The organism is Shewanella sp. GJ50-10, from assembly GCF_055808815.1.
Window position 1 is genome coordinate 3,602,097 of record NZ_JBVVSS010000001.1, and the last position, 26,555, is coordinate 3,628,651.

25 protein-coding genes are annotated in these 26,555 nt (G+C 40.0%); 11 read left to right on the top strand and 14 right to left on the bottom strand.

Annotated elements, in window-relative coordinates:
- The first annotated feature begins 193 nt into the window (after positions 1-193).
- A complete protein-coding gene (locus AC0L4E_RS15195) occupies positions 194-796 on the top strand; it encodes a GNAT family N-acetyltransferase (protein WP_473679880.1) in 603 nt (200 codons plus the stop codon).
- A gap of 1 nt (position 797) precedes the next feature.
- Here AC0L4E_RS15195 and AC0L4E_RS15200 read toward each other — a convergent pair whose 3' ends face one another.
- Genes AC0L4E_RS15200 through AC0L4E_RS15210 form a run of 3 tightly spaced genes read right to left on the bottom strand, consistent with a single transcriptional unit; the run spans position 798 to position 2,059 of the window.
- The gene (locus AC0L4E_RS15200) at positions 798-1,190 is read right to left on the bottom strand and encodes a hypothetical protein (protein ID WP_473679881.1); all 393 of its coding nucleotides are present in this window, start codon (positions 1,188-1,190) and stop codon (positions 798-800) included.
- Between the two features lie 48 nt (positions 1,191-1,238).
- Positions 1,239-1,811: a GNAT family N-acetyltransferase gene (locus tag AC0L4E_RS15205; protein ID WP_473679882.1), complete on the bottom strand. Its 573-nt coding sequence runs from the start codon at positions 1,809-1,811 to the stop codon at positions 1,239-1,241.
- Positions 1,808-2,059, bottom strand: a complete 252-nt coding sequence (locus AC0L4E_RS15210; RefSeq protein WP_473679883.1) for a hypothetical protein — start codon at positions 2,057-2,059, stop codon at positions 1,808-1,810. The genes AC0L4E_RS15205 and AC0L4E_RS15210 overlap by 4 nt, the downstream gene beginning before the upstream one ends.
- A gap of 193 nt (positions 2,060-2,252) precedes the next feature.
- On the opposite strand from AC0L4E_RS15210, the gene AC0L4E_RS15215 reads away from it, so the two are divergent.
- Positions 2,253-2,672, top strand: a complete 420-nt coding sequence (locus AC0L4E_RS15215) for an META domain-containing protein (RefSeq protein WP_473679884.1) — start codon at positions 2,253-2,255, stop codon at positions 2,670-2,672.
- Between the two features lie 104 nt (positions 2,673-2,776).
- On the opposite strand, the gene AC0L4E_RS15220 is transcribed toward AC0L4E_RS15215, so the two are convergent.
- Both AC0L4E_RS15220 and AC0L4E_RS15225 read right to left on the bottom strand, forming a co-directional pair.
- Positions 2,777-4,117, bottom strand: coding sequence for a dicarboxylate/amino acid:cation symporter (locus tag AC0L4E_RS15220; protein WP_473679885.1), 1,341 nt, complete (start codon positions 4,115-4,117; stop codon positions 2,777-2,779).
- Positions 4,118-4,291: 174 nt separating this feature from the next.
- Entirely contained in the window at positions 4,292-4,642 is a 351-nt protein-coding gene (locus tag AC0L4E_RS15225) for a hypothetical protein (RefSeq protein WP_473679886.1), read from the bottom strand.
- A gap of 107 nt (positions 4,643-4,749) precedes the next feature.
- Between AC0L4E_RS15225 and AC0L4E_RS15230 the strand changes: the two genes are divergently transcribed.
- Positions 4,750-5,211, top strand: coding sequence for a GNAT family N-acetyltransferase (locus tag AC0L4E_RS15230; protein WP_473679887.1), 462 nt, complete (start codon positions 4,750-4,752; stop codon positions 5,209-5,211).
- A 100-nt stretch (positions 5,212-5,311) separates the two neighbouring features.
- On the opposite strand, the gene AC0L4E_RS15235 is transcribed toward AC0L4E_RS15230, so the two are convergent.
- From AC0L4E_RS15235 to AC0L4E_RS15245, 3 genes are all read right to left on the bottom strand, one after another.
- A complete protein-coding gene (locus AC0L4E_RS15235; RefSeq protein WP_473679888.1) occupies positions 5,312-6,679 on the bottom strand; it encodes an L-serine ammonia-lyase in 1,368 nt (455 codons plus the stop codon).
- A 130-nt stretch (positions 6,680-6,809) separates the two neighbouring features.
- Positions 6,810-8,102, bottom strand: a complete 1,293-nt coding sequence (locus AC0L4E_RS15240) for a serine/threonine transporter (RefSeq protein ID WP_473679889.1) — start codon at positions 8,100-8,102, stop codon at positions 6,810-6,812.
- A 323-nt stretch (positions 8,103-8,425) separates the two neighbouring features.
- Entirely contained in the window at positions 8,426-9,214 is a 789-nt protein-coding gene (locus AC0L4E_RS15245; RefSeq protein WP_473679890.1) for a ribonuclease H1 domain-containing protein, read from the bottom strand.
- A gap of 139 nt (positions 9,215-9,353) precedes the next feature.
- On the opposite strand from AC0L4E_RS15245, the gene yjjX reads away from it, so the two are divergent.
- From yjjX to AC0L4E_RS15280, 7 genes are all read left to right on the top strand, one after another.
- The gene (gene yjjX / locus AC0L4E_RS15250; RefSeq protein WP_473679891.1) at positions 9,354-9,905 is read left to right on the top strand and encodes an inosine/xanthosine triphosphatase; all 552 of its coding nucleotides are present in this window, start codon (positions 9,354-9,356) and stop codon (positions 9,903-9,905) included.
- An 80-nt stretch (positions 9,906-9,985) separates the two neighbouring features.
- Positions 9,986-11,026, top strand: coding sequence for an NADP(H)-dependent aldo-keto reductase (locus AC0L4E_RS15255; RefSeq protein ID WP_473679892.1), 1,041 nt, complete (start codon positions 9,986-9,988; stop codon positions 11,024-11,026).
- A 163-nt stretch (positions 11,027-11,189) separates the two neighbouring features.
- Complete coding sequence (locus tag AC0L4E_RS15260) at positions 11,190-12,413, top strand: cysteine desulfurase (RefSeq protein ID WP_473679893.1); 1,224 nt, start codon at positions 11,190-11,192, stop codon at positions 12,411-12,413.
- Between the two features lie 159 nt (positions 12,414-12,572).
- Entirely contained in the window at positions 12,573-13,037 is a 465-nt protein-coding gene (locus tag AC0L4E_RS15265) for a SufE family protein (protein ID WP_473679894.1), read from the top strand.
- A 40-nt stretch (positions 13,038-13,077) separates the two neighbouring features.
- On the top strand, positions 13,078-14,268 hold the full coding sequence (locus tag AC0L4E_RS15270; RefSeq protein WP_473679895.1) for a membrane dipeptidase: 1,191 nt from the start codon (positions 13,078-13,080) through the stop codon (positions 14,266-14,268).
- An 832-nt stretch (positions 14,269-15,100) separates the two neighbouring features.
- Entirely contained in the window at positions 15,101-16,018 is a 918-nt protein-coding gene (locus tag AC0L4E_RS15275; protein ID WP_473679896.1) for an FAD:protein FMN transferase, read from the top strand.
- Positions 16,019-16,048: 30 nt separating this feature from the next.
- Positions 16,049-17,239 (top strand): hypothetical protein, encoded by a 1,191-nt coding sequence (locus AC0L4E_RS15280; protein WP_473679897.1) that lies wholly within the window; start codon positions 16,049-16,051, stop codon positions 17,237-17,239.
- A 151-nt stretch (positions 17,240-17,390) separates the two neighbouring features.
- Here AC0L4E_RS15280 and katB read toward each other — a convergent pair whose 3' ends face one another.
- From katB to AC0L4E_RS15300, 4 genes are all read right to left on the bottom strand, one after another.
- Positions 17,391-18,854, bottom strand: a complete 1,464-nt coding sequence (katB, locus tag AC0L4E_RS15285) for a catalase KatB (RefSeq protein WP_473679898.1) — start codon at positions 18,852-18,854, stop codon at positions 17,391-17,393.
- Positions 18,855-19,241: 387 nt separating this feature from the next.
- Positions 19,242-19,484: a YgjV family protein gene (locus tag AC0L4E_RS15290; RefSeq protein ID WP_473679899.1), complete on the bottom strand. Its 243-nt coding sequence runs from the start codon at positions 19,482-19,484 to the stop codon at positions 19,242-19,244.
- A gap of 85 nt (positions 19,485-19,569) precedes the next feature.
- The gene (locus tag AC0L4E_RS15295; RefSeq protein ID WP_473679900.1) at positions 19,570-20,019 is read right to left on the bottom strand and encodes a PaaI family thioesterase; all 450 of its coding nucleotides are present in this window, start codon (positions 20,017-20,019) and stop codon (positions 19,570-19,572) included.
- A gap of 137 nt (positions 20,020-20,156) precedes the next feature.
- Positions 20,157-22,658, bottom strand: coding sequence for a S8 family serine peptidase (locus tag AC0L4E_RS15300; RefSeq protein ID WP_473679901.1), 2,502 nt, complete (start codon positions 22,656-22,658; stop codon positions 20,157-20,159).
- A 661-nt stretch (positions 22,659-23,319) separates the two neighbouring features.
- Between AC0L4E_RS15300 and AC0L4E_RS15305 the strand changes: the two genes are divergently transcribed.
- Positions 23,320-24,858, top strand: a complete 1,539-nt coding sequence (locus AC0L4E_RS15305) for a curlin (protein ID WP_473679902.1) — start codon at positions 23,320-23,322, stop codon at positions 24,856-24,858.
- Between the two features lie 88 nt (positions 24,859-24,946).
- On the opposite strand, the gene AC0L4E_RS15310 is transcribed toward AC0L4E_RS15305, so the two are convergent.
- Together AC0L4E_RS15310 and AC0L4E_RS15315 are read right to left on the bottom strand one after the other, a co-directional pair.
- Positions 24,947-25,612, bottom strand: coding sequence for a helix-turn-helix transcriptional regulator (locus AC0L4E_RS15310; protein WP_473679903.1), 666 nt, complete (start codon positions 25,610-25,612; stop codon positions 24,947-24,949).
- 228 nt (positions 25,613-25,840) lie between these two features.
- Positions 25,841-26,446: a DUF2238 domain-containing protein gene (locus tag AC0L4E_RS15315; RefSeq protein WP_473679904.1), complete on the bottom strand. Its 606-nt coding sequence runs from the start codon at positions 26,444-26,446 to the stop codon at positions 25,841-25,843.
- Positions 26,447-26,555 lie beyond the last annotated feature (109 nt).

Sequence of the window (26,555 nt, forward strand, 5' to 3'; positions counted from 1 at the left end):
AAATATCTCTCAAAATCACCAGCATTAAAACGCAATTAACCACAAATAAGCGATACTTTGCCTCTTTTATTTAAATCAGCTTGTCTGTATTTATAACCTCGCAGCTTAATTGAAAACCTTCCAAGTCATGATTTGTTACTATGAACATTAGTGACATTAAAGGTATATCTTCAATATTAAATAAGGGCACATAATGCACACTGTAAAGTGGTTTTATCCTTCAAAACTTAACTTAAAGAGTGAAACGAAGAATGGCCAGATATCTAGCGATCAAAGGGAGTGGTCTGAGCTAAAGCAGTTTTATCGTCAACATTTAGCCTATTCTAAACCCAATATTAATGATCAAATAGCATTCATAAGGTTAGCCACTCAGTTGAGTCAGTCAAACCATCAGCTAGGTTCGATAAAAGTAAAACCTGACACCGACTTGCAACAAACTAGTGTAATTAATGAAAACTTACTTAATGAGCAAGAAAAGATAGCTGCTGCTATTAGAATAAAAACAATAGGAAAGAGTCAGTTAATCACAGGGCTTGTTGTCGCAGAACATGCGAGAGGAAAAGGCTTAGCTCACCGGTTAATGAACTTTATTAGCCCTCAACTGCTGAAAACACACAGTTACGTTTTTGCCATTCCAGAGCTAGAGAGTTTTTATCAAGCTTATGACTTTCATCAAGCCATAAGCGTTAGTCAAAATAATTGTGTTGATCATGATATCCTTCAACAGTTTAATAAATATCATAGTCCCGAAAGGCCTCTACTACTGATGAAGAAAACTACAGAAGATAAAGCCTAAATTAACAGTGATCAAAATGAGATGTTTCTACACACATAAACGAAATTTGCTGCAAGCTAAGCACTGGCACATTGACGGTCTTAGCCGCTGACAAATCCACAGTTTTATCTTCATCTAGTAAAGTTATTGCTTCTTCATAACCATTAGTGCGTCCGCAATCGATAACCCCAAACTCAGTGTCGACAATATAAGATGGCCTTGACTTCGAATCACTAGCGGCACTTAATTCAAGCTCATATGTTGAATAGCTTTTATCCAATGATGCCAGTACCCCAACGACAATTTTTAAGTTCTCAAACGCCCCTAACCTTAAATGCAAATAAGGCTGAAATACTTGTTCAAACTGTTGCTGATTACCTTGCTGGTTTTGTTCCATATAATTACTACTCACCATTAAATAAATTCATTTGATTTTTTACAGTCGTTTGCTGCTAACAGTTATTTAATTCTTCATGACCAACAAATAATAATCACGTTGTTGAAAGCTAAAATAATCCACCACTTCCATCGTTGATTTTTTAGTATGGGCAGCAAAAGAAACCGCATTATCTTCTGCGATAAATGTGACCATAAAACTGTATTTCATCGCAGCTTTGCGTTGAATACCTTTTACTAACTGCTCAAAAATTCCTTGCCCTCGATGGGACGGATGGATCCAAATCGGGCCATATTGGCAACTATTCTGCGCTGTCACTCGGCAAAAGCCTATCTCGATATCACTGAGTTTTCGTAATACCTGCGCATAAATACCCCAAGCTTGAAACCAAGACCATGGCCCAGCAATCACGTAACCAATAATCGATTTAACGCTAGCTTCTGCTGAAGCTGTATCCGTGTTTAATTCAGCCAACATTATCCAGCCTTGTTTTATTAGCTCGCTAATTTGTACTTTTGAAAAGCACTGGCCAGACATTACATCGGCTGAAGAAGATAACTCATCATTCATGTACTGCTGTTCTAGATGAGCAATATTTACGGCATCAACCTCTGTGGCTAAACGATATTCAATGCTCATTTATTGTGTTCGTCACTTTTATCAATTTTATTAGCCTCATTATCTTGATTAACATGCTGCTTTTGCTCCCAGTCAAAAACAAGTGCTACAGGATAAGGCGCCATAATAAGTAAGCCGACGCCTATCAAGCTGGCAATAATCAACATTCCAGTTATCTCATTAGCGACATCAGTGAGTAAGTACAACCCTGCGCCTATGCCTACACATAATAATCCAACCATATGTAGGGCTTTAAAAATTTTACTCATGTGACCGACTCTTTTGCAGTTAAATATTGGTTTAAGGGACTTAGGTTTGCATATGAACATCAAATTAGTTTAAAAACAGCACAATGCACGGTGTCAGTGACAAATATTAGATTAATTCTACTTTAGGGTGAAAATAACCCTAAAACACAGTATATACTATGGGAATTAGCGTCCCCATTGGAACAAATCCATCATGATAAAACCCATTTTCACCGCTTGTGTGGTTATTTTCGGTCTTAGTGCTTGTCAAAGCAACAGCCACCCGGCTGAAGAAATTAACTTAATCGGTAATTGGTATGTAGAATCAGCTTTATCTGAAGCTGTCATTAATCACAGTCCTGCTCAAATCAGCTTTGCCGCTGATGGCAAGTTATCTGGCAATAACAGCTGTAATCAGTTTTTTGGTGAATATGAACAAGACCAAAACCAGCTGAGCTTACAACCAGCTGGAGCAAGTATGATGGCTTGTGTAGATGTGCTGATGCAACAAGAACAACGTATTATGAAGGCTATGCCAATGGTGACCAATGTTAAGCGTTCAAAATCTGGCAAGCTGTTATTAAAGTCAGACGCTGGCGCCAACCTACTAGTATTAAGTCAACTTGATGAATAAGAGCCTTAATTGATTTGAATAGTTAACAATCATAAGAAATGAACAAAAAAAGAGTGAAGCCATGGCTTCACTCTTTTTTATTCGTTTTACGTCAATTATTTAGGTTAACTGCTTGTTTTGACGTTATCTTCAACCTTTTGCGCTAAATCAACTTCAGCATGCTGAGCAATAATCGCCGATTGCTCCATGTCCGCATTGTAGTGTTCAACATCTAATTCATCTTCTGAACGGGCAATAATGGTCGTTGCCACTAAATCACCTGATACGTTAACCACGGTACGCGCCATATCAAGCACGCGGTCAATACCCGCAATAATGGCCACACCTTCTAACGGTAAACCAACTGTGGTTAATACTAACGTTAACATCACAAGCCCCGCACCAGGTACGCCAGCAGTACCAATAGACGCAAGCGTTGCGGTTAATATAATGGTGATGTAATCAACCCAAGTTAAATCAATACCAAATGCTTGAGCGACGAATAACGCCGTTACACCTTGATAAAGCGCAGTACCATCCATGTTGATTGTCGTGCCCAGTGGCAGTACAAAGCTTGATATCTTCTTATTGATGCCTAAGTTTTCACTGGCACATTTCATACTCGCAGGTAAGGTACCCGCAGAACTAGAAGTGGTAAATGCCACCGCCATTGCATTACCAATGCCTTTGAAAAACTGCATTGGATTAAGTTTACCGAACACGCTTAACACTAGGCTGTAGAAGCCTAAGATATGTAATGCACAGCCCACGTAAACTGCCACAATAACCTTAATCAATGGCAATAACATGTCGAGTCCATACTCGCCAGCAACCCATGCCATCAAGCCAAATACACCATAAGGCGCAAGCTTCATCACTAAGTCTGTTAGTTTGAACATCGCTTCAGCTAAGCTCTCAAATACACGAATAGCAGGTTTACCGTGATCGCCAATTAACACCAAGGAAATACCCAATGCGACAGCAAATACAATCACTTGTAATATTTGACCACTCGCTAAAGCGGCTACTGGATTGGTCGGCACGATATTGATCAAAGTGTCCATCAATGTCGGCACTTCTTTCACCTCATTGATAATTTCGCTGCTCTGTAAGCCAAGACCAGCGCCCGGCATCATGATGTTGCCCACAAGCAAACCGATACTAATTGCGATAGACGTTGTACCTAAATAGAACGCAAATGACTTAAAGCCAATTCGCCCCATTTTGGCCGTGTCTTGCATTGAAGTCACACCCACAATTAATGAACAAAACACGAGCGGCACAATTAACATTTTAATGGTGTTAACAAACAAGGTACCAATAGGCTTAAGGTAACTTGCATCTTCGCCTAAGCTGACCCCGGCGATAATACCTAGCACCATCCCGATAAGGATTTGTAACCATAACGGAACTGACATCCAACGCGACCAAACTCGACGTGGAAAAGACGGAGCATGTTTTGACATGATGTAAACCTTGCTGATTGAGTAAATAAGTAGTGCGTAATTCGCTGCCGAACGGCTTATTAAATTAGAAGATGGCAATAATCAATAAAATCGGCGCGGCATACTAGCACGACAATCATGATTGATTGGATGATCTATATCATCTTACGCTGGTCTAGTAGCTAATAAATGATATTAGGCCTCAAAAACACTCTCAACCTTGTCTTTTCCTACTTTGGTTGGATATAACGCGGCTGGCGGTCTTTCCCTCTCAATCAAGTAGCTCCAATAGTCATCATCAAATCCAGCAAACAGATTTTTTTGCTCGCCACGAGACTTTAAAATTAGCCACCACCACACCATCGCCCATAATCCAAAAGTGAATAAGGTCAAAATAAAGTGCAATACATGGTTAATTGCAGGCTGTGCATTAGCGTAGGCTGTAGTAGGATGTGGCACCTGTATGGGGTTGCTCGCAGCACAGCCAATGCGATTTGAACGGGCAAAGTAACGGTATACTCTGAATTGATATTTTGATTTATTCATAGCATTCTCTCAAACCATACAAGATGAATATTAAGCATAGCAGCTTAGACTTTAGTCGAATAAAAATGTGGTGAAAATTTACTTATTTTTCGCCTCAAGGAGCCACAATGAAAATAAGAAAAGGCCAGCTATCAGATTTACCAGCATTAGTTGAATTCAATCAAGCCATGGCAATGGAGACAGAAAACTTGTCTTTAGACAATGAACTGCTCACCAAAGGCGTTAGCACTATGCTTAACAGTCCTGAAAAAGGCTTTTATTTAGTGGCCGAAATAGAGGGTGAGATTGCAGGTTCATTAATGGTCACACTTGAATGGAGTGATTGGCGCGCAACAAACTATTGTTGGATCCAAAGTGTGTATATTCGCCCGCAAAATCGTCGCCAAGGGATATATGCCAAACTTTATCAAACGGTCAAATCAATGGCTGCCGATATTGGTGGCGCGGCGAGTTTCAGACTGTATGTAGAACACGATAATTTACGCGCTCAAAAAACCTATGAATCATTAGGGATGGAGCAAAGCCACTACCTGATGTATGAAGAGCTTGCAGAAGACTCAAAGGAGTAACGCTAAATACTAAATAGCGTGACAAGTAAAAAACAAAAAAGGCTTTCATTTGAAAGCCTTTTTATTGTTTAGAACACTAAGTAGATTAAGTGGCGCACGTTTATGCACACAAATTAGTGACTTTAATCGCTAACCCACCTTGGCTAGTTTCACGATATTTAGAGTGCATGTCTTTGCCCGTTTCGTACATAGTCGCAATCACTTTATCTAAACTAACTCGTGGCTCTGAGTTACGACGCAATGCCATACGAGAAGAGTTAATCGCCTTAACTGACGCAATCGCATTACGTTCAATACACGGTACCTGAACTTGGCCAGCAACAGGATCGCACGTTAACCCTAAATTGTGTTCCATACCAATTTCTGCGGCCATACACACTTGCGCAGGTGAACCGCCCATAAGCTCAGCTAAGCCCGCAGCGGCCATTGAACACGCCACGCCCACTTCGCCCTGACAACCCACTTCGGCGCCCGAAATGGATGCATTACGTTTATAAAGCGAACCCACCGCAGCTGCAGCTAAAAAGAAGCGACTACATTCTTTAGGGCCTACTTTTTGAATAAACTTATTGTAGTAAGCTAGCACTGCAGGAATGATCCCTGCAGCGCCATTGGTAGGCGATGTCACCACACGGCCACCAGCCGCATTTTCTTCACTCACCGCTAACGCAAATAAGTTAACCCAATCGATGATTTCCATTGGATCATTACTTAGCTTTTCACTGCGCATCAATTCACGGTGTAATGCTGGAGCACGGCGAGATACCTTTAACGGACCAGCTAAAACACCTTCGGTATTACAGCCTTTTTCAATGGCATTTTGCATTGTTTTCCAGACTAAACTGAAGCTAGAATACATGTCTTCTTCTGAGCGAAAACATAACTCATTTTGCTTCATCAAGCCGCTAATGCTTAAACCAGAAACTTTACAATGAGCGACTAATTCGTCTGCAAAATTAAAGTGATAAGGCACTTCAACACCATTAACGTGGCTTTGGTTAAACTCACTTTCTTCAACGATAAAACCACCGCCGATAGAATAATAAGTGTTGCTATAAACGCATTTGTCACCAATCCAAGCGTGTAACTTCATGCCGTTTTCATGCAAAGGTAACGTATCGCTATGGAAAATAAGCGCATCACGTGGGAAATCAACGTGGTGAATTGCATCGCCGATTATAATTTCCTGAGTTTTCTCAACCTGAGCAATAAAAGGTTCAATAGCTTCGATTTCAACGGTTTCTGGCTCGTTACCAGCAAGGCCCATAATAATCGCGATATCAGTATGGTGACCTTTACCCGTCAAGGACAGTGAACCGTATACGTCGACGGTAAACTTAGTGATTTGTGTTAGTTGACCTTGCTCAATTAAATCATTAATAAAACAATTTGCCGCTTTCATCGGCCCAACGGTATGAGAACTAGAAGGACCAATACCAATCTTAAAGATTTCAAATGCACTAAACATAAATAAACCTCAATGCTTTACTGCTCAAAACAACAAAGCTAAAAACAAGAAAAAGAGGAGCACTCACTGCACTCCTCGAATCACCACTCACTTAAATGAGTGGTTTAACTCAATCAAGTTTAATCAGCACTTAGCTCATTAAACCAAATAGAATTGCAGTCATTGCTAACAAACCTGCAATCACAACAAATACGTTGCTGATACGACCGCGGTAAGCTTTTAAAGCAGGCACTTTATGGATTGCGTACATAGGCATTAGGTAAAGAATTGCTGCGATAATTGGACCGCCTAACGCTTCAATCATACCTAGAATGCTTGGGTTAATTACCGCAACAATCCAGATGCTGAAGAACATGAAGGCTAAGATGAACTTGTTCAATTTAGCATCAGAGACTTCTTTGTTGCTGCTGCGTAATTGCTTAGTGATCATGCCTTTTAAGCCTTCAGTTGCACCTAAGTAGTGACCAAAGAAAGAAGAGATAATCGCAATAAACGCAATGATCGGACCAAAATAGCTCACAAATCCGCTTGAATGTACGTTAGCTAAGTAAGATAAAATCGCTAAGTTTTCGCTCTTTGCTTCAGCAAGTTGCGCAGGGCTTAAAGACAAAACACAAGAGAAAACGAATAACATCACGAAGCCAACTAGCATCATCGATGTATTACGTAAAATCACATCCGCTTTCTTAGCAGCATTGTTGCCATGTTCACGCTTAAGTGACACAGAGAACTGCGAAATAGCAGGAGAATGGTTAAATGCGAACACTAATACCGGAATGGTTAACCATACAGTACCTAAGAATTCACCCGTTGAAGGAACCACTTGTAATGCATCCATCTTCCAATCTGGAATTAAATAGAAAGACATAAATGCAAGGATTGCTACTAGTGGGTATACCAAGAACTGAGTTACTTTCAGCATGAATTTTTCACCCGCCACCATCACTGACATCATGCCAATAATAAGAACTGCAGATAAAAGAATACGTGGAGGAGAAGCAAAACCAAGTTGGTTAACAATGAAGCTGTCTACCGTGTTAGTAATACCAACACCATAAATAAGCACAATAGGGAAAATAGCAAAGAAATATAAAACAGTGATTGCTTTACCCGCACTAACGCCAAAATGCTCTTCAACCACTTGAGTGATGTCACTACCAGGATTTTTAGAAGAACAAACAAAACGAGATAGACCACGGTGAGCAAGATAAGTCATAGGGCCAATAATGATTGCCATTAATACTAACGGCCAAAATCCACCCATACCTGCATTGATAGGTAAAAACAAAATACCTGCACCAACAGCAGTACCGAATAAGCTAAGCATCCAAGTGGTATCTTGGCGTGACCAGCCTTTTACTGAGGTTTGCTCTTCTTGAGCTGAAATTGCAACATCCTGCGCACTGATTGAATCTCTTTGCATAAAAATGACCTTAAATGAGGTAACTAATTTCACGGCGAAGAATATAGAATTCTAAATAGCAAAATATGATCTAGATCATTTTTATTTCCGACTTTTAAAAAATCGAATCAATATGAGAGCGGCGCACACAGCTGGTACGATGAGTTATTCAAATGGTTAACAGACTTACACATCACGGTTAACAATCACACTAATAAAGCAACACCTAATAAACCGATAGCACACAGTATGAGTGGATTTGAAGTGGTAGTATCAGGTGCTAATACAACTACCACTTTATCTAGAATAATCACCAAATAGGGACTTTTGTAAAGGATGCGAGGTTAACCAGTACGAAGGGCTAAAATAGCTTGTAGATCGATAGTTTTATCGTAACGGGCAAATTCAACAGTCTTTTGATCAATAGCATAAATAGACATGCGATCAGCGAGTTCATTGCCCTCGATACCAATATGAGCTGCAACATGAGCGATATCCAGCTTATCTTTCATTGCATCGTATAACTCATGGGCTTGTTGAATCACTTCCAAGTTAGCAATATCTCCAGCCACTTTGCGCTTCCAACCTTTGGTTTTCCAACCATAAGCCCAATTGGTAATGCAGTTAATCGAGTATTGTGAATCGCTCATGATCTTGGTAGTTTGATTGGCTTTTATCGCTTTTTCAGCCACTAATAACGCTTGATACAAGGCATTTAACTCTGCGCTATTATTGGTGCCATTAGGATTAAATAAGCCATACCAAAGTTCACTGATTTCACCTTTATGGTAAACCGCCATCCCAGATCCTGCTTTGCCAGGATTTGGTTCACAGCCACCATCAGTAAAGACGATAAATTCGTGAGTACTCAGATCCACATTTTTGGTTTTGATCGACTCAATACCACTGCTATTTTTCGATTTCTTGCTGCCTGATGAAGAGGCTGATTTAGTAACACTCTTGCCAATGCTGCTAGCAGGTGACCCCGCAAATGCAGCTTTAGCCGCTGCTTCCGTTGGAAAAGATTTGTATTTGGCTTGTGGAAACTTATCCACCAGCTTTTTGGTGTAATCCCAGCTAGTAAAAATTCCGGTTTCTCGACCTGACCATACAACATAAAACTTCTTTGCCATGATGACTCTCTATAAAATAGCGTAAGATACTCAATGCGCATCAGTGTAACTTATGACGCAACTAAAAATAACTCGCTCACTACAAAAACTATGTCTGAACCTACTCAGTAATATACCAATGACCATAAAGCCAATAACCATGAAATCAATAAACATGAAACCAATAACCGTTATCGTCGGCTCAAAAAATCCCGTTAAAGTGAATGCTGCCAAAGTCGCTTTTAGTCAATATTTTCCGCAGCAGCAAATCAATTGTCATGGTATTCATGCTCCTTCACTCGTTGCTGAGCAGCCTATGACTGAAGCCGAAACCAAACAAGGCGCAATCAATCGCGCTGAATATTGTCAGTCGCAACATCAAGCCGACTTTTATATTGCTATGGAAGGCGGCGTAGATTGTTTTGATCACGGCCCTGCGACTTTTGCTTATATGGCAATTATTCATAATCAGCAGCTATCTGTCGGTCGTAGCGCTCTACTGCCATTGCCTTTAAAGGTATATCAAGCACTTGAGCAAGGCGAAGAGTTAGGCCATGTGATGGACCGACTATTTAATACCGACAATATTAAGCAAAAAGGCGGTGCAATTGGCTTACTAACCCAAGGACTTGCCACTCGTGAGAGTATCTATACCCAAGCCATTATTTTAGCCATGGCGCCATTTATTAATGCTCATATATTCAGCAATTAAGCATTTGGGATAATTACTCACTTTTGTTTATCGCTAAACATTGCTAACGTCGAAGTAACTGCATTCCATAGGAGAAATAAATGGAATATCAACGCATACCCCATTCTAGCCTCGACGTTAGTAAGATTTGCTTAGGTACCATGACATGGGGAGAACAAAACTCCCAGCGTGAAGCATTTGAGCAAATGGATTACGCCATCAGTCGCGGTGTTAATTTTATCGATACCGCTGAAATGTATCCCGTGCCACCTAATGCTGAAAAACAGGGTGAAACTGAACGTATTCTTGGTAATTACCTTTCTCAACGTGATAACCGTGACAATTTAGTTATCGCCACCAAAGTCTCAGCTGCCGGGCCTAAAAGTGATTTCATTCGCCCCAACATGGCACTAGATTGGGTTAATATTCATCAAGCTGTCGATGCCTCATTAGCGCGCTTGCAAGTCGATACTATCGACTTATATCAATTACATTGGCCTGACAGAAACTGCAATTATTTTGGTGAGTTTCTTTATGATCATATAGAGGATGAACACCAGACGCCTATTTTAGAAACCCTAGAAGCACTCGCGGAAGTCATTCGCCAAGGCAAAGTCCGTTATATTGGCGTTTCAAACGAAACCCCATGGGGCTTAATGCAATATCTGCGATTAGCAGAGAAACACGATTTACCTCGAATCGTCAGTGTGCAAAATCCCTATAACTTACTTAACCGTAGCTATGAATTAGGCATGTCTGAAATCAGTCACCGTGAAGAGTTGCCATTACTGGCCTATTCGCCACTGGCATTTGGTGCTCTTACTGGTAAATATGAAAACGGTCAATGGCCAGAAGCGGCCCGATTAACGCTGTTTAAACGCTTTGCACGTTATAACTCAACGCCAATGGCGCTTGAAGCCACTCAAGCTTACGTCGATTTAGCTCGTGAATTTAATTTAAGCCCTGCGCAAATGTCGTTAGCTTTTGTTAACTCAAGAGGCTTTGTGGCTTCAAATATCATAGGCGCCACCAACCTTGAGCAACTAAAAGAGAATATCGATAGCTTAGATGTCAGCTTATCACCAGAGTTACTTGAGCGAATAAATCAACTCTCCAATCTTTATCGCATGCCTTGCCCATAAGGCAGACAAGTAAAAGCAAATGTATACTTGCATTAAGCGTCACTTTCTATGAAGATCGTGGCGCTTTCTTTTTAGACTAATACCTCAAGCAAGAAAGCGATCAATTAGACTTGAGTAATGCCTGACTAAATCAATATAACACTTCGTCAATAATGAGCCTTCAATGACCATAGCTTTTGAACATGATGCGATAAGAGCCCAGTTTCCTACATTAGCCCAGCAGTTGGACGACCAACCTCTGTGTTATTTAGATACCGCCGCAACCAGTCAAAAACCGCAATCAGTCATTGATGCCATGAACCACTATTATCAACTTGATAATGCCAATGTTCACCGCGCAGCTCATCAACTATCAGCTCGTGCCACTCGAAACTATGAAAGTGTCCGTGAACAAGTAAAAACCTTTATCAACAGCAAACAAACTGAAGAAGTCATTTTTACTCACGGCACCACCGAGTCCATCAATATGGTGGCTTATGGTATTAGTCAGCAAGTTAACGCCAATGACATCATTTTAGTCGACAGTGCGGCGCATCATGCCAACATCGTTCCTTGGCAGCAACTCGCTAAAAAGACTGGCGCTATTATCAAGCCGATCCCGCTCAATGATGGGTTAACTATCGATCATGCTGCATTTGATGAATTACTAAAATTAACCCCTAAGTTAGTTGCTATTAGTCACGTAACTAATGCATTGGGCACAGTAAATGACGTTGAAATACTGGTACAAAAAGCAAAAGCTGCTGGGGCGATTACCCTTGTTGATGGCGCTCAAGCGATCGCTCACTTTGATATTGATGTCCAAGCAATTGATTGCGACTTTTACGTATTTTCAGGCCACAAGATGTATGGCCCAACTGGCGTAGGTATTCTTTACGGCCGCTTTGCACAATTAGATAAACTTGAACCTATGATGACTGGCGGTGAGATGATCAAAACAGTCAGCTTTTCTGGCACTGAATTTGGCGTTTTACCGAATAAGTTAGAAGCAGGAACGCCTGCAATTTCAGCTGTTATTGGCTTAGGTGCTGCCATCAGTTTCATCAATACTTTGCCAAAAGAGCAACTCAGGCAACACGAACAATCATTGCTAACTTATTTACAGCAGCAGCTCATCCAGTTAGGTGACATTAGGCTTTATGGTGCCAATAAACATAATTGCGGCGCAGTAGCATTTAACGTCAGCAGTGAGCATCATCAAGACGTCGGTATTTTGCTCGATCAGCAAGGTATTGCTGTTAGATGCGGGCATCACTGCGCAATGCCATTAATGCAACAACTTGCGATTAAAGGCTGCTGCCGCGCATCCATCGGCATTTACAATAATAAGCAGGATATTGACCAATTTATAACTGCACTACGTAATGTGAAAGAGTTACTGTTATAAGCGCCTTTTATAAGAATAGTTTTTATAAGAGTTACAGCTAGAACTGTATGCTGTTTAGCAAACTAGCTATAACTAAAGCCCATTTATAGTAAGTGAACAGTCATTCTAAAACATTGAATGATTCGTCAATATCATTAGCCCATTTTTTAGAGGTGATTCTTGAGTCAAAACACCACGTCTCAATCTGAAACACTGCAACCTGACAATAGTTACTTTTCACCATTAAGTGAAAAAATATCAGACGCCGTTACCGCCATTGAACAAGCTAAAAACTGGCAAGATAAATACCGTCAGATCATGTTGATAGGTAAAGTGCTTGCACCCTTAGCTGAAGCCTATAAAGTAGAAACGGCTCAAGTAAAAGGTTGTGAAAGCCAAGCCTGGCTATATCACCATCAAGTTGAGTCTCTGCACTTTTTTTGTGCCGACAGCGATTCACGTATAGTTAAGGGTCTTATTGCTATACTGCTAAATGCAACCCATGGAAAGACCACGACTGAGATTGCCAATTTCGATTTAGATCATTATTTCCAGCAATTAGGATTAAGTGGTCAACTCAGTCCATCTCGTACCAATGGATTAACCGCACTAGCCAATGCTATAAAGCAATTTGCCGCAGCATAATCATGCAACATTGATTACAAGCGTCTAAAAAGGAAACCATATGACACCTAGCGCTTGTAACCAAAGCCGCCGACAATTATTAAAAGGCATTGCCGCTGCCAGTCTTCTTTGCCCGCTATACGCCTCATCAGCCATGGCAAAACCTAAATCACGTCTCTATATTGATGGGTTAAGTTTCTTACCAGAAAACCTCGCAGATGTTCGCGCATCAAAACTTGATGCCTACATTTGCGATATCTCCGATATTGAAGCCATTACCCAAGCAGATGGCACAACCAATTACAAACGTAGTTACAAAGCTTGTATCGCCAGCATTAAAAAGGCACAAAAGATCGTTAGTGATAACCCAACGATTTTAATGCAAGGCTTAAGTGGTCGCGATATTGCCATAGCTCGCGAAGAGCAGCGTACTGCCGTTTACTTTCAAATCCAAGGCGCTGATTGTGTTGAAGAAGATACTTTTGAAGGCGATAGCCTAAAAGGCGAAGGGGAACATTGGCAACATCTAAATGAATTCCATCAGCACGGGCTTCGAGTACTGCAACTTACCCATCATTACGGTAACCGTTTTGCTGGCGGCGCATTAGATAATGACGGAACTCAAGGGTTAAACAAGCCACTTACCGCCGACGGCCATCAACTTATCAATGCCCTCAATCAACGCAACATTTTGATTGATGTTAGCCACTCAAGTCCGCAAACGGCACTTGATACAGCTAAAGCTAGCAACATGCCTATAGTGCAAAGCCATGGCGCTGTCCGCTCTATTGTGAATAATGCTCGCTGCTCACCTGATGAAGTCATTCGTGCGATTGCCGATACTGGCGGTGTGTTTGGCGTATTCATGATGAGCTTTTGGCTCACTAATGAACCAGTTCCGACGATAGAGGACTATGTGCGTCAGCTTGATAGAGTAGCAAGAATTGGTGGCGTTAACGCCGTAGCAATTGCCAACGATTACCCCCTAAGAGGGCAAGAAAACCTGTTAGCCTTAGACAATAATAATGCCGAAGGCGTGAAGCAGTACCATGAGTGGTGGCAAAGCCTAGCAGCAAAGAATGTATTAGGTTTTGAAAGTCTACCGCAACATGTGGTTATTCCTGAGCTCAACAATATCGATAGAATGAGCCGTATTGATGATGCTTTAGCAAAAGCGCGCTATAAATCGAGCGATCGTGACCGCTTCTTGGGTGGCAACTGGCAAAGAGTGTTAAACCAAGTCTTGGTATAAATTGTTGAGTTAACCTCAGTTTATACGGAAGTCTCTGTATAAACTGAGTGGCCGCATAATCAATCAAAATGATTAATGATTTAATAAATCTCTTAACTAGAGTTCTGATTAAGTAACTATAAAATTATTTACTGATTCATAAAATCAATTATTGATATCCGAGGTAAAGTACAAATCCGAGGTAAAGTACAAGTCACTTACAAACTCCATCTTTGCATCAGTTTAAGTCTCTTTTCACTTAGTCTTTTTAGTCATCATCTTTTTAATCACGGCCTATGAAAAATGACCATTTAAAAGACTCTTTCACTAATCGCACGAAATCAGTCCGCACTTTCATGAGTGACACACACCAGCACTTTCACCTTTTAGAATTGCAAATTCCACATTTAAAGAAATTTACAAAGTAAAGTTAATGTTTACCCAAAAAGATTAAAAAGCATAAAAATCACATGTCACTCACAAAATAATCAAGCATCAATAAAATAATAAGTATCAACCTCACAATATCTCAATCAAAAAACACTCACCTACAGCCTCTTTAATACATATCGTTTCTTGCTAATAAATTAGTTATTAAACGAGATCGCCTTCAAAAATTAATTTAAAACAATGACTAGCTACACAATTAACAATACAAACACAGACGTTTTTTAGGTTCAAATTTACATAAAACATCTCCAGGAATATTCTAAAAACACAAACGTTAATTTGAATTCCAACTTGTTAGTACTATGAATTTTTCACTGATTAAATTTTATATTCCACTCTTTTTTTATGCATTAATGCCAGTCATGCAAATAGCCAAGACACGAGGACTGTGTATGGAAAGACCATGGGCAATAGCTATAAAGTGACGTGGACTGCAGAAAAGATAACCCCTGCAAAAATGGCTGATATTAGAGAGCAAATAGAATCTCGTTTGGAAGATGTCAATCAGTCAATGTCAACTTGGCGCAGTGATTCAGAGATCAGCCAATTTAATCAAGCTGCTAAAAACACACAGGTAACCATAAATCACGATTTCAGTCGTGTTATTACCGAAGCGATACGCATCGCTCACATTACCGATCAAACCCTTGATATTACTGTAGGCCCTTTAGTAAACCTTTGGGGTTTTGGACCTGATGGCCGCGTTACAGACCTCCCCTCAGATAAGGCTATAAGCCATGCCAAAACGCTAATTGGAATAGAACATCTTCAATTAAAAAGTAACACCATCAGCAAGAGCATTGATGGATTAACTATCGACTTATCATCCATTGCTAAAGGCTATGGTGTCGATGTGTTAGCTGAAGTCATGGAGCGCAATGGCGTTGATAATTACCTTGTTGATATTGGTGGCGAGTTACGCATCAAAGGAGTGAGCGCCAATAACCAAGCTTGGAAAGTGGGGATTGATAAACCTTTTGCATACTCTAGCGGTCAAATGGAAATTATTACCCCTGGTGACTCAGCCGTAGCAACATCTGGTGATTACCGAAAATACTTCGAAAAAAATGGCCAGCACTTCTCTCATTTAATTGACCCTCGCTCAGGAAGACCCGTTTCTCATACCGTGGTATCTGCCACAGTAATCGCAAAATATTCTATGACAGCAGATGCATTGGCTACGGCCTTTATGGTGCTCTCTGTAAAAGAATCGTTGGCTATCGCCAATGAACACCAAATCCCAATCATGATAATTGAGGATAAGTTTGGCAAGTTGATTACTCACCATTCTGAAAGCTTTAAAAAATATATAAAAGAATAGTTTAAAAACTATTAAATAGGGGAATCTACAATGAAAAACAAATTTAAATTAAGCGTTGTTTGTATCGCTTTACTAGGACTAACTGCTTGTAATGATGATGACACTGATACCTCAGGTCTTGAGAGTCAAATCAAACAACTTGAATCTCAGAACGCTGAATTAAATACTCAAAATTCAGAGCTAACATCAGCTAATGCCTCTTTAGAAGAAGACAATGCAAATCTCACTAATAAAACTGAAGAATTGCAAACAAAAGCCCTAGGTTATATCTCTACATTCAGTCACCAGTGCGCTGAAGAAAATGTCATGTTCGATTATATCGACCCTAATGCACCTGCTGATGAACAAACACAAGTCGCAGCTTTAACTTCGGCAATGGCATCTGAAGACTGCATGAGTTGTCATAACTACGAAGGTAGCGATCCAGCAAACGTGCCTCATGGTGACTACGGTAATTGTGCAAACTGTCATGAAAACCCACATGACGAAACGCCTCCTGTAGATCCGGGCGATCCACAAGATCCAACATTCCCACAACCAGAACCTGATGACTCGTTAGTTGATGGTAAAACTGGTGCTTCAGGTTCTTTCTACTACACAACAGGTTCATTCTTAAATGCTGATTACCTAGCCCAGCGCTTAAATGGCAGTATTTATAATTATGAGTGGAAGGAAGTATCTGACGGCAGTGGAGCTAAAACACTGAAATCAGCTTGTGGTCTACAAAATCGTGAGTACATGGCAGACATGTTCCCGAACGATGGTAAAGAATATCAGTTAAGCGCAATTAAAAATCAAATGGGCTCTAAGCTCATTTCAACGGTCAATAAATTTACTGATGACGAAACTTTAGAGCAAGTTGAAACGCCAAACATTGCTATCTTCGGCTACGGCATGAAACAAGAAGAAGATGGAAACTACTATGTTTCAATGAGCATTGGTAAGAATAACACCTGTTACAACGTGATTAACGAAGGTGAAGCTCGTCTGACTTACTACGAGTACTCTCCAATGCTTTCAGCTAAGTTTGAACGTAACATGGGTGCCCGTATTCTAGGTAATGTTGACTTCAAACGAACCGCCTTAAAAGCCGCTGATTGGGTGACAGAAATTCCAGGCCTTGGCGCCGGGGAAGACTTTACACCTGCTGATGTCGATTGGACTGCTGTTGGTGCATGTTCATTAGTGATTAAAGTGGATGGCATTATTCCATTAGGATAATTCAACAACCTAATTAGCAAAAACAAAAAAGGAAGGCATCTGCCTTCCTTTTATTTTATCGTATTGTTAACTTTTAGATTGCTCAAGCGAGCTAAACTTGCTTCACATCGCTTTCATCAACCTTAACGAGTTTCTAATACGCTATTTATATTTAAGCCTCTAAAAGCGCTTTAATTCTTTGACCGTAGTCAACATCAGCTTGGCTGAAGTGAGCAAGCATTTTTTGTTGAACATCAGCAGTCACTTGGCTAAGTGTACCTGCAATTGTTTCAACTAAACGTTGTTTCTCTTCTTCGCTGAATATGCGGTACAAATTACCCGCTTGAGTATAGTCATCTTGGTCATAACGGCTATATCTATCTGCTTCACCGTCTAGTCTTAGTGGTGGCTCTGCAAATTGGCTAGTATCTTTAAGTCCGCCATCGACAGTATTTGGACCGTAGTTTGCACTTGAATCAGCACCTGTTTGACTGCCATTGTATGGACATTGAGTACCTGCCATTGCTCCAGCACGTTGATGATGGTTAGCTTTAGCTGCATGTGGGCAGTTAACTGGCAGTTGATTGTAATTGGTGCCAATACGGTAACGCTGAGCATCTGCATATGAGAACAAACGTGCTTGCAGCATTTTGTCTGGCGATGCACCAACACCTGGTACAAAGTTACTTGGTGCTAATGCAACCTGCTCAACTTCGGCAAAGTAGTTTTCTGGCATACGGTTTAATTCAAGTTCACCAATTTCAATCAGTGGGTAATCTGAGTGAGGCCAAACTTTGGTTAAATCAAATGGGTTGATAGCATAAGTGTTAGCTTCTGCTTCCGGCATAATTTGAACATTTACAGTCCATTTCGGGAAGTTTTTATCAGCAATAGCTGCGACCATATCACGCTGTGATGAATCAGGATCAATCCCTTTTAGCACATCAGCTTGCTCGCCAGTTAAGTTCACTACACCTTGCTGTGATTTAAAGTGGAACTTAACCCAAAAACGCTCACCTTTTGCATTCCAGAAAGAGAAAGTGTGCGAACCATAACCATGCATTTGACGATAGTTAGCTGGAATACCACGATCTGACATTAAAATTGTCACTTGATGCATTGCTTCTGGGTTTAGTGACCAGAAATCCCACATTGCTTGAGGATCTTTTAAATTGGTTTGCGGATTACGCTTTTGAGTATGGATAAAATCTGGGAACTTAATACCGTCTCTTAAAAAGAAAGTTGGGGTATTGTTACCTACAATATCGTGATTACCTTGCTTAGTATAAAAACGTAAACCAAACCCTCGTGGATCACGCTCAGCATCAGCCGACCCCATTTCGCCACCAACTGTCGAGAAACGAATAAAGGTTTCAGTTTCCTTACCAACACCATTAAAGTGCTCTGCAATGGTATAATCGCTAAGATCTTTAGTTAACGTGAACTTACCGTAAACGCCAGTACCTTTAGCATGTACGATACGCTCAGGTATTCTTTCGCGATTAAAATGAGCAAGTTTTTCAATTAAATGCCAATCTTGAAGTAGTAAAGGACCTCTCTCACCTGCTGATAATGAGTTTTGATCATCAGCAATCGGGGCACCATTCTGGCTAGTTAGATATTGTGACTGATTCATAATTTATTCCTTTTAGTGATCCTGTAACCACATTTCAATTAAATCGTGGACGGTTGCCATAATGCTCTCTCTTGGCTCGATAGATATTGCGATAGATCAATAATAGCCAATTACACAAAAACATAAAAACGATTAAAACAGATAACACCAAAAGAAAAAAACGATTACACCTTTACTATTGAATTTAAACGTAAAAAACTGCAAATAGACTATAAATCAAGCAAACTTTATTGTAAAAAGGAAGGTTTAAAAAATAATAAGTCCTATTCAGGATTAAAGAACAGTAACCGATGTCAACGCTTAAGCGATGCATCAATTGCTGGTTCTTTAAACGAGAAATAGAATTTAACTACATATATAGGGTTGGAAATTAAGCAAGCAGAAAGCTTAACTTGGTTTGGACTCTGGTTCTCGATATAGCTTAATAAGATAATATATATCGATGAGTACAATAAAAAAGTTAACTAAAGCGACAGGAATAGCGCCAATAGCAAGACCATAGGCAACAAATAAAGCTGCACCAATTAGATTCCACCAGCGTAACTTTTTAATATTGGACATCATTAATGAAATAGCTACTACTACCGAGGCCAGATAACCAACCCACTCCCAAATCGTTGCTGCTTCCATTCAACATTCCTTCTTTAAAGATCGTTATACAATTAGTGTAGCTAATTTTAACCGTTCAAACTGATTGATACTCGAATTGATAGAGTTAAGAAACAGCTTTACGTGCAACCACAGCTGCTGTCATTCTTGAAATACAACATAGCTCGCCAGCACTGTTAGTAATAAGGACTTCCCAAACAGAGCTTCGCTTACCAATGTGAACTGGTTTTGTTGTAGCAATTAACTCACCTTTACGCGAAGCTTTTAAATGATTAGCGTTAATCTCCTGGCCGACGCAATAAAAATTTTCAAAATCGACCACAAAATTAGCGGCGTAGCTCGCAACCGTTTCAGCTAAAGCAACATTAGCTCCCCCATGGACAATCCCTAGAGGATTATGGACTGAAGGATCGGCAGGCATTGTCGCCACCATGTAATCATCACCAATTTCAGTGACTTTTATCCCTAATGTTTTCATCAAGGTGCCTTTTCCATGCATTCCAACATCCATTTTGGCGCAATCTTCTAATGTCACTTCTCTAAACCAAATACTCATGATATCCATCCAAGATAAAAAATTATCTTTAGTCTACTGATTAGCCTTTTAATATCAAAGTATTTAGACATAAAAAAGGGACGGCAAGCCATCCCTTCTTAGTTATCCACTACCTAAGCAATTGGATAAAGTTAACTTTAAAAAGTCGCAACAATTGGATCAGAACATAAGCTCGACTCTGTCTCGCATATTTTATAAGTCACTTCTGCAGGCGCATTAGTAAAACGATCGCGATATCGACCATCATTCGCAGTTGTCGATATCATTACATCATCACGATATATCGCAACGTTATCGCCAACAGCACCACTCCAAGTTAAATCAACTAGAGCACTACCTCGACGTGACTTCATAGTACGAGTAACTTCAGCATCAATACTATAATCAAATACTTCAACTGTCATAGATTGAGTATCAGACTGCCCTTCACTATCTGTTGTCACCAGTGAAACAGTATATGCACCGCCCATGGCATAAACATAAGTAGGGTTTGTCTCACTAGACACACTGCCATCACCAAAGTCCCAAGCATAACTGACAATGTCATCATTAATGTCTGTACTTGTATTAGTGAAATCAACCGTTAAGCCATTAACAGCAAATTCAAAGTCAGCTACAGGCGCGGCTGGTGCGGCTTCACCTAATGCAGAAACCGTCAAGCCCCAGCTATTTAATGTACCAGTATCACCTGATGCATTATCGCTAACTGAGAGGGTCCATAACCCTGCAGCAATTTCGCCATCAAAGTCGGAAAGATCCCATGTCTTAACGATATCATCAGTGCTACCACCTTCTCCGTTATGAAGAATCACTTCAGTGCCACTTGGTGAGGTTAAGCTAACAAATAAATCACCAATCCAAGTATGAGAAATATCGACATTGACAGATAGATCGAATATTTGCACAGGATCAAATACTTCAATAGTACTCGTAAATGAAGCGTTGTCAGTAATATCTACTGGAGTGTCATTTCCGTAACTAAAGTCATTTAGACCTGCAGGGAATACATTTAATAAAACGGCTTTATCTTTCACTGATATGCCATCATCAGCAGAAACAGTAATAACATAATCTCCCCACGTCGCTGAATCTAAGGTTGCAACGTCCAGGGTAAAGTTGTCACCAGCCATTGCTGTAGATGTAGACAAACTGACGCCATCTAGTGCTGGAGATACTGCGACAGAAAGACTAACTTGATCACTCCACCCTGCAATACTGCCCACAGAGAAGTCATAGCTGACTACATTACCCGCTTCTACAGATTGAGAGCTCGGTGTAGCTGAAAGAGTAAATGATGGTTCTGGATCTGAAGCATCTAAAGCATTTTTCACATTCAGTCTGGTACCTGCAACAGTTAAACCAGTTAAATCTGGATTTGCCTCGCCAGAATCCATAAGAAGTTGCTTCATTTCAACTGCGCCAATGTCAGGGGCTACAGACCATACTAACGCAGCTGCTCCTGTGACATGTGGTGTAGCCATTGATGTGCCAGAAATAGTGCCATAACTATCATTAGGGAAGGTTGATAAAATGGCTGAACCAGGTGCGCCCATATCAACACTCGTTAGGCCCCATTGAGAGAAACTAGACATATTATCGTTTCTATCGGTACTCGCTATAGAAAGAACAACATCAGATTCATAACTTGATGGATAGTGTGGATTAACATCATTATCAATTGCATCATTACCAGCTGCCGCAACAAATAAAATGCCTTGATCACCAGCTGAATCTATTGAGTCTTTTAAAGCTTGACTAAAACCACCGCCGCCCCAAGAGTTGTTTGTCGCTTTAACATCTACGCCATGGTTGATTTTAAGATTAGTGAAGTAATCAATACAGGCAATAGCATCTTCAGTTGTACCTGTGCCACTATCAGACAAGAACTTACAGCCAATCATAGTAACGTCCCAGTTGACCCCAACAACACCAACGCCATTATTACCTGTAGCGCCTATTGTTCCCGCGACATGGGTACCATGACCATTACCATCCATAGGATCACCGGTGCCAGTTATCGGGTTATAACCGTGGATATCATCAATAACACCATTTCCATCATCATCAATGCCATTGCCTGCAATCTCACCAGGGTTAACCCACATATTATCTGCGAGATCTGGGTGGTTATAATCAACACCTGTATCGATAACACCAATCACAACATTGTCACTACCAGTCGTAATATCCCAAGCTGTGACAGCATCAATATCCGCACCTGACGTGCCAGATGATTGACCGGTATTATGTAAGCCCCATAGTTCAACAAAACTAGGGTCATCAGGCATACCTAAAGCTCTGTAGGTATAGTTAGGCTCAGCATATTTTACAGCTGGATGTTTACTGATCATTTTAATAGCAGCCTGTAAATCACTGCCATTCTTTAACTGTAATTTTGCTAATCGACCTGACATTAAATGCTGAAATTTGTCATCAATACCATCTAAGTTATTATCAGATAAGGTACCGCTCACTAAACGCTGAGCTGATAGCCTTTCAAACTTAGTCACATTATCTTTATATACGACAAGCAGTTGATCTTGCTTGTACTCTACTTTGTTTTTCGCGATAGCAGGAGCGACATTTATCGCCATTACAGAGGCAATTGCAATTGCAATCGGAGACATTTTCTTGATCATTTTCTGGCTTCCTATATTCCATTATTAATTCCAGAACCGGTACCTCAACACTGGTAGCTTTTCCATTTGCTTGAAAGCGATCTGGTTTTCCACAAAGTGAAATCCGGAAATGTTGTAGCCATTTGATTGTTGTCATATTCAAAGCAGAATAATAGTGGCCAGAAGTTAAATAGTAATAAACTACTAATCCTATTAGTGTAGGCGATTAACCACCCGCCCCTAACCATACAATTAAAATCATTACAATCAATAAGTTAAATAAGACTAATACGAAAGTTCTGTTGTTTTCATGCCTCTTAAAAGTAGACATTCTTCCGATTGAGCTATAAGAGCTCAATCCGTAAGTTAACCCTGTAACTTGCCTAAATAAGCTAAAGGATGCGGTTTAATAAGATCAAGAATATCGATTAACACTTAAACCTAACCAAAGCATCAGCCTTTAGCTTACTTAGGTTTACTTCTTGATGATTAATACCCTAGCTATGTCTTATTAGTAAAAAGTTAGTGGCAAGATTACTTAATGTTCGCTTATTCCACTCGTTAATTATTGGTTGATATCTTTCAGCCAAATTGATGAATGTTTACTGAAAGTGAATTTAATCATTGAAGAGATGACCGGAAGAGCTATCAAGTCACTCATTATCTAAACAGGGAGCGTCAAATGAAGTCGCAAACAAAATTATCGTTAATTTCTCTTGCCATAACAGCCAGTCTAGCCTTACCCGTTTCAGCTACAGGGTTTTCACTTCCTGAAGCTGCATCAACTGAAAAGTCAGCTGCGGTAATCGCTGCAGTTAATAACCAAACAACGGTTGAACAAACTGGTGTAGGACAAGATGCACTTGTTTCTCAGTCAGGCACACGCCATATAGCTGAAGTCACTCAAACGGGTAATGATCAAATTGCCGAAGTCACTCAATTAGGTGATTGGCAAGAGTCATACATTACTTCAGAGGGTGATGGAAACTTTGTAACGACCAACCAAGTAGATGACTGGCATATTTCGAATGTCGGTATTAATGGTAACGATAACCAAGTTACTGTTGATCAATCTGGTTTTTGGAATACTAGCGAAACCACAGCTGTTGGTAATAACAATATCGCAGATACCCTTCAAGATGGTGCTCAGAACAATAGCATTATCCAACATGTTGGTGATGATAACCTAACTCAAACAACCCAATATGGCGCAGCTAACTTGGCTGTGTTCCGTGTTGAAGGTAATGAAAATGAAGGTATCATTACTCAAGATGGTAATAATAACCAAGCTGGACTTGTGGCCCCAGGTGGCACTCCAAATGTTGGTGATGGTAATAGTTTATTCGTAGATCAATTAGGCGATGATAATTTTGGTGCAGTCATCGGTGTAAACGGTAATGACAATAGTTTTGAAATTAACCAAAATGGTTTTGCCAACACTGGTGTTGTAGCAAGCCTTACAGGTTCTAACAACGATATTGTTATTGATCAGAGCGGCGATTTGAACGGGGCAGTGATTGAATTTGCAACTGGCGACAATAACCTAGTATTTATTTACCAAGATGGCACTGATAACCAAGTCGGTGATACTAACATTGCTGTAATCTCGGGTAATGACAATATTATCGATATTGACCAATCTGGAACCTCAAACCTAACTGAATTCGAAACTATTGGAGATGGAAACTCGATTTCAGTGGTGCAAGATGGTGAATCTAACTACGTGGCATCGGGTACATATGGTTTTGATAATGAAGTGAGTATTAGCTCTGAAGGCATGAATAACGAAGCTGCGGTTTTTGTCGAGCTTGAGCAGAATATTGTCACTGTAGAGCAAACTGGCGAGACAAATTTAGCTTATGTTGAAACTGTCGGTTTTGAAAATGAAGTATCTATGGAGCAAATCGGTTCAGACAATGAAGCAACCTTAACTAACGTAGGTATTGCTCAAGTAATCGATATTGCTCAAGACGGTGAATTTAACCTTACTGATGTAGTTTCTTTTGGTGATGAGCATGTCATCGATATTGCTCAAGAAGGTTCTGGAAACTGGATTGGTGGTGATGATGGGTACTTCTTAGTCGATGGTTACAGTAATAATCTCACCATATCGCAAATGGGTAACGATAACTTAGTCATTGGTTCGCAAATTGGCGATAACGGCATGATTAATGTGTCGCAAACAGGCAACTTTAATACTGCTACTGTTTACCAAAACTAATAAATCGTAATATATACTTAAAAGGGAGCCTTATTTAAAGGCTCCCTTTTCTTTATCTAAAAATAATAAACTAAAGCAGGTACTTATTTTAAGCAAATTCAAAATGAGCTTGATAAGTTTGTGCCCAACGTAATAACTCAACTCGATTTCTAGATTGAGTTTTACGGAAAATTGAAGATATATGCGCTTTTACAGTATGTTCACTGATACATAAACGATGAGCAATTTCTTTATTTCTTGCCCCACTAGACACTAATTGAATAATGGTTCTTTCACGGCTTGTCAGCATCTGCAACATAGCCACTGTATCTGGTGGAATGTCAGTATTTGCATCTAGCTTTTGTACTAACCTGCGGAATATTTTGCTGATCAATGGCCTGTCGTACCATAGTTCATCTGCAACCATTTTACGCAAACCTGTTAGCATTAAATCCATACGTTGATCCGCGTACAATAAACCTCTAACACCAAGTAATAGCGCTGACTCTTGATCCAAAGAACCTCGCTCCACTTGATATAGTGCTACTGGAACGTGATTAACTAAACGTGAAACAAGTAGAGGGATCCCTTTACTGTCTAATGCAGCACCTTTTTGGGCAACTAGATAGAAACTGTTGGTATTTTTGTCGACTTCCAAGTCACTTGCATGTTTAACAATTCTGGTTTTAAGACCTATTGACTCCGCAAGAATTGCCAGATTACATGGGGCGGCAACTTGGTGTAGGAAAACTAATTCATCAATATTTGAGCTCATCACTTTTCTCCCTGAAAAGCACACCTAACATCTCGACTTAACGAGTTTCGTCCTGAAATGTTGATAACAAAACCACAACAATACTCTATAATAGTATATTTTACCTAGTTCATAAGATATTTTTATCATGCTAAAGCATTAAATGAGAATATAAATTGTTATAAAGCCTTACATTAATAGCATAGAAGTCCATGTCATTTTGCATAAATGAGTATTACTCACTATTTTTTACTTATTAAAGAGTGATGCTAACTGTTTATTATGCCAATTAGTCAGCAGTACTAATGCACTAATACCTCCTAACAAGGCCATAAACATATCTGACTGGGTATCCCAAACATAACCTTGAGTCCCTAAGAAGGCCTCTGCATTTTCGCCCGTACCGATAGCGACCCACCACTCGATTAGCTCGTAAAAAGCAGAAAAAGCCAACACAAAACACACGGATAAAAATTGGCACCAATAACCAGGTTGTAATACTCGGTTTCTTAAGAAAACTTCTCGCGCCAAAATAGCAGGAATAAAGCCTTGAGCTAAGTGGCCAATTTTATCGTAATTATTTCTATCACTTCCCATCAACTCAGCAATCCAATCAAACAAAGGCACTTCAGCATAAGTATATTTAGCCCCCACAAGTAACACACAGCAATGAACCAGAATTAATACATATGAAAGTGACGTTAAGGGAAATCGCTTACGAGTGAAAAATAAAATAGGAATAGCTAATAAAGCAGGTAGTGCTTCTAGCCACCAAGTGAACATATCTTTGGGCGAAATCACCGACCAAATTAACACTGCACAATAAATCACTATCCATATAACTTTCTTATTCAAACTAAATCCCTCTTAGATGATATTGTTCTAGAATTAGAATATTAACTTTAGCCATCTAGCCCTCTACAAGTGTTAAAAAAAGTGCTATTTTGGTCGAGCGTTTATATCA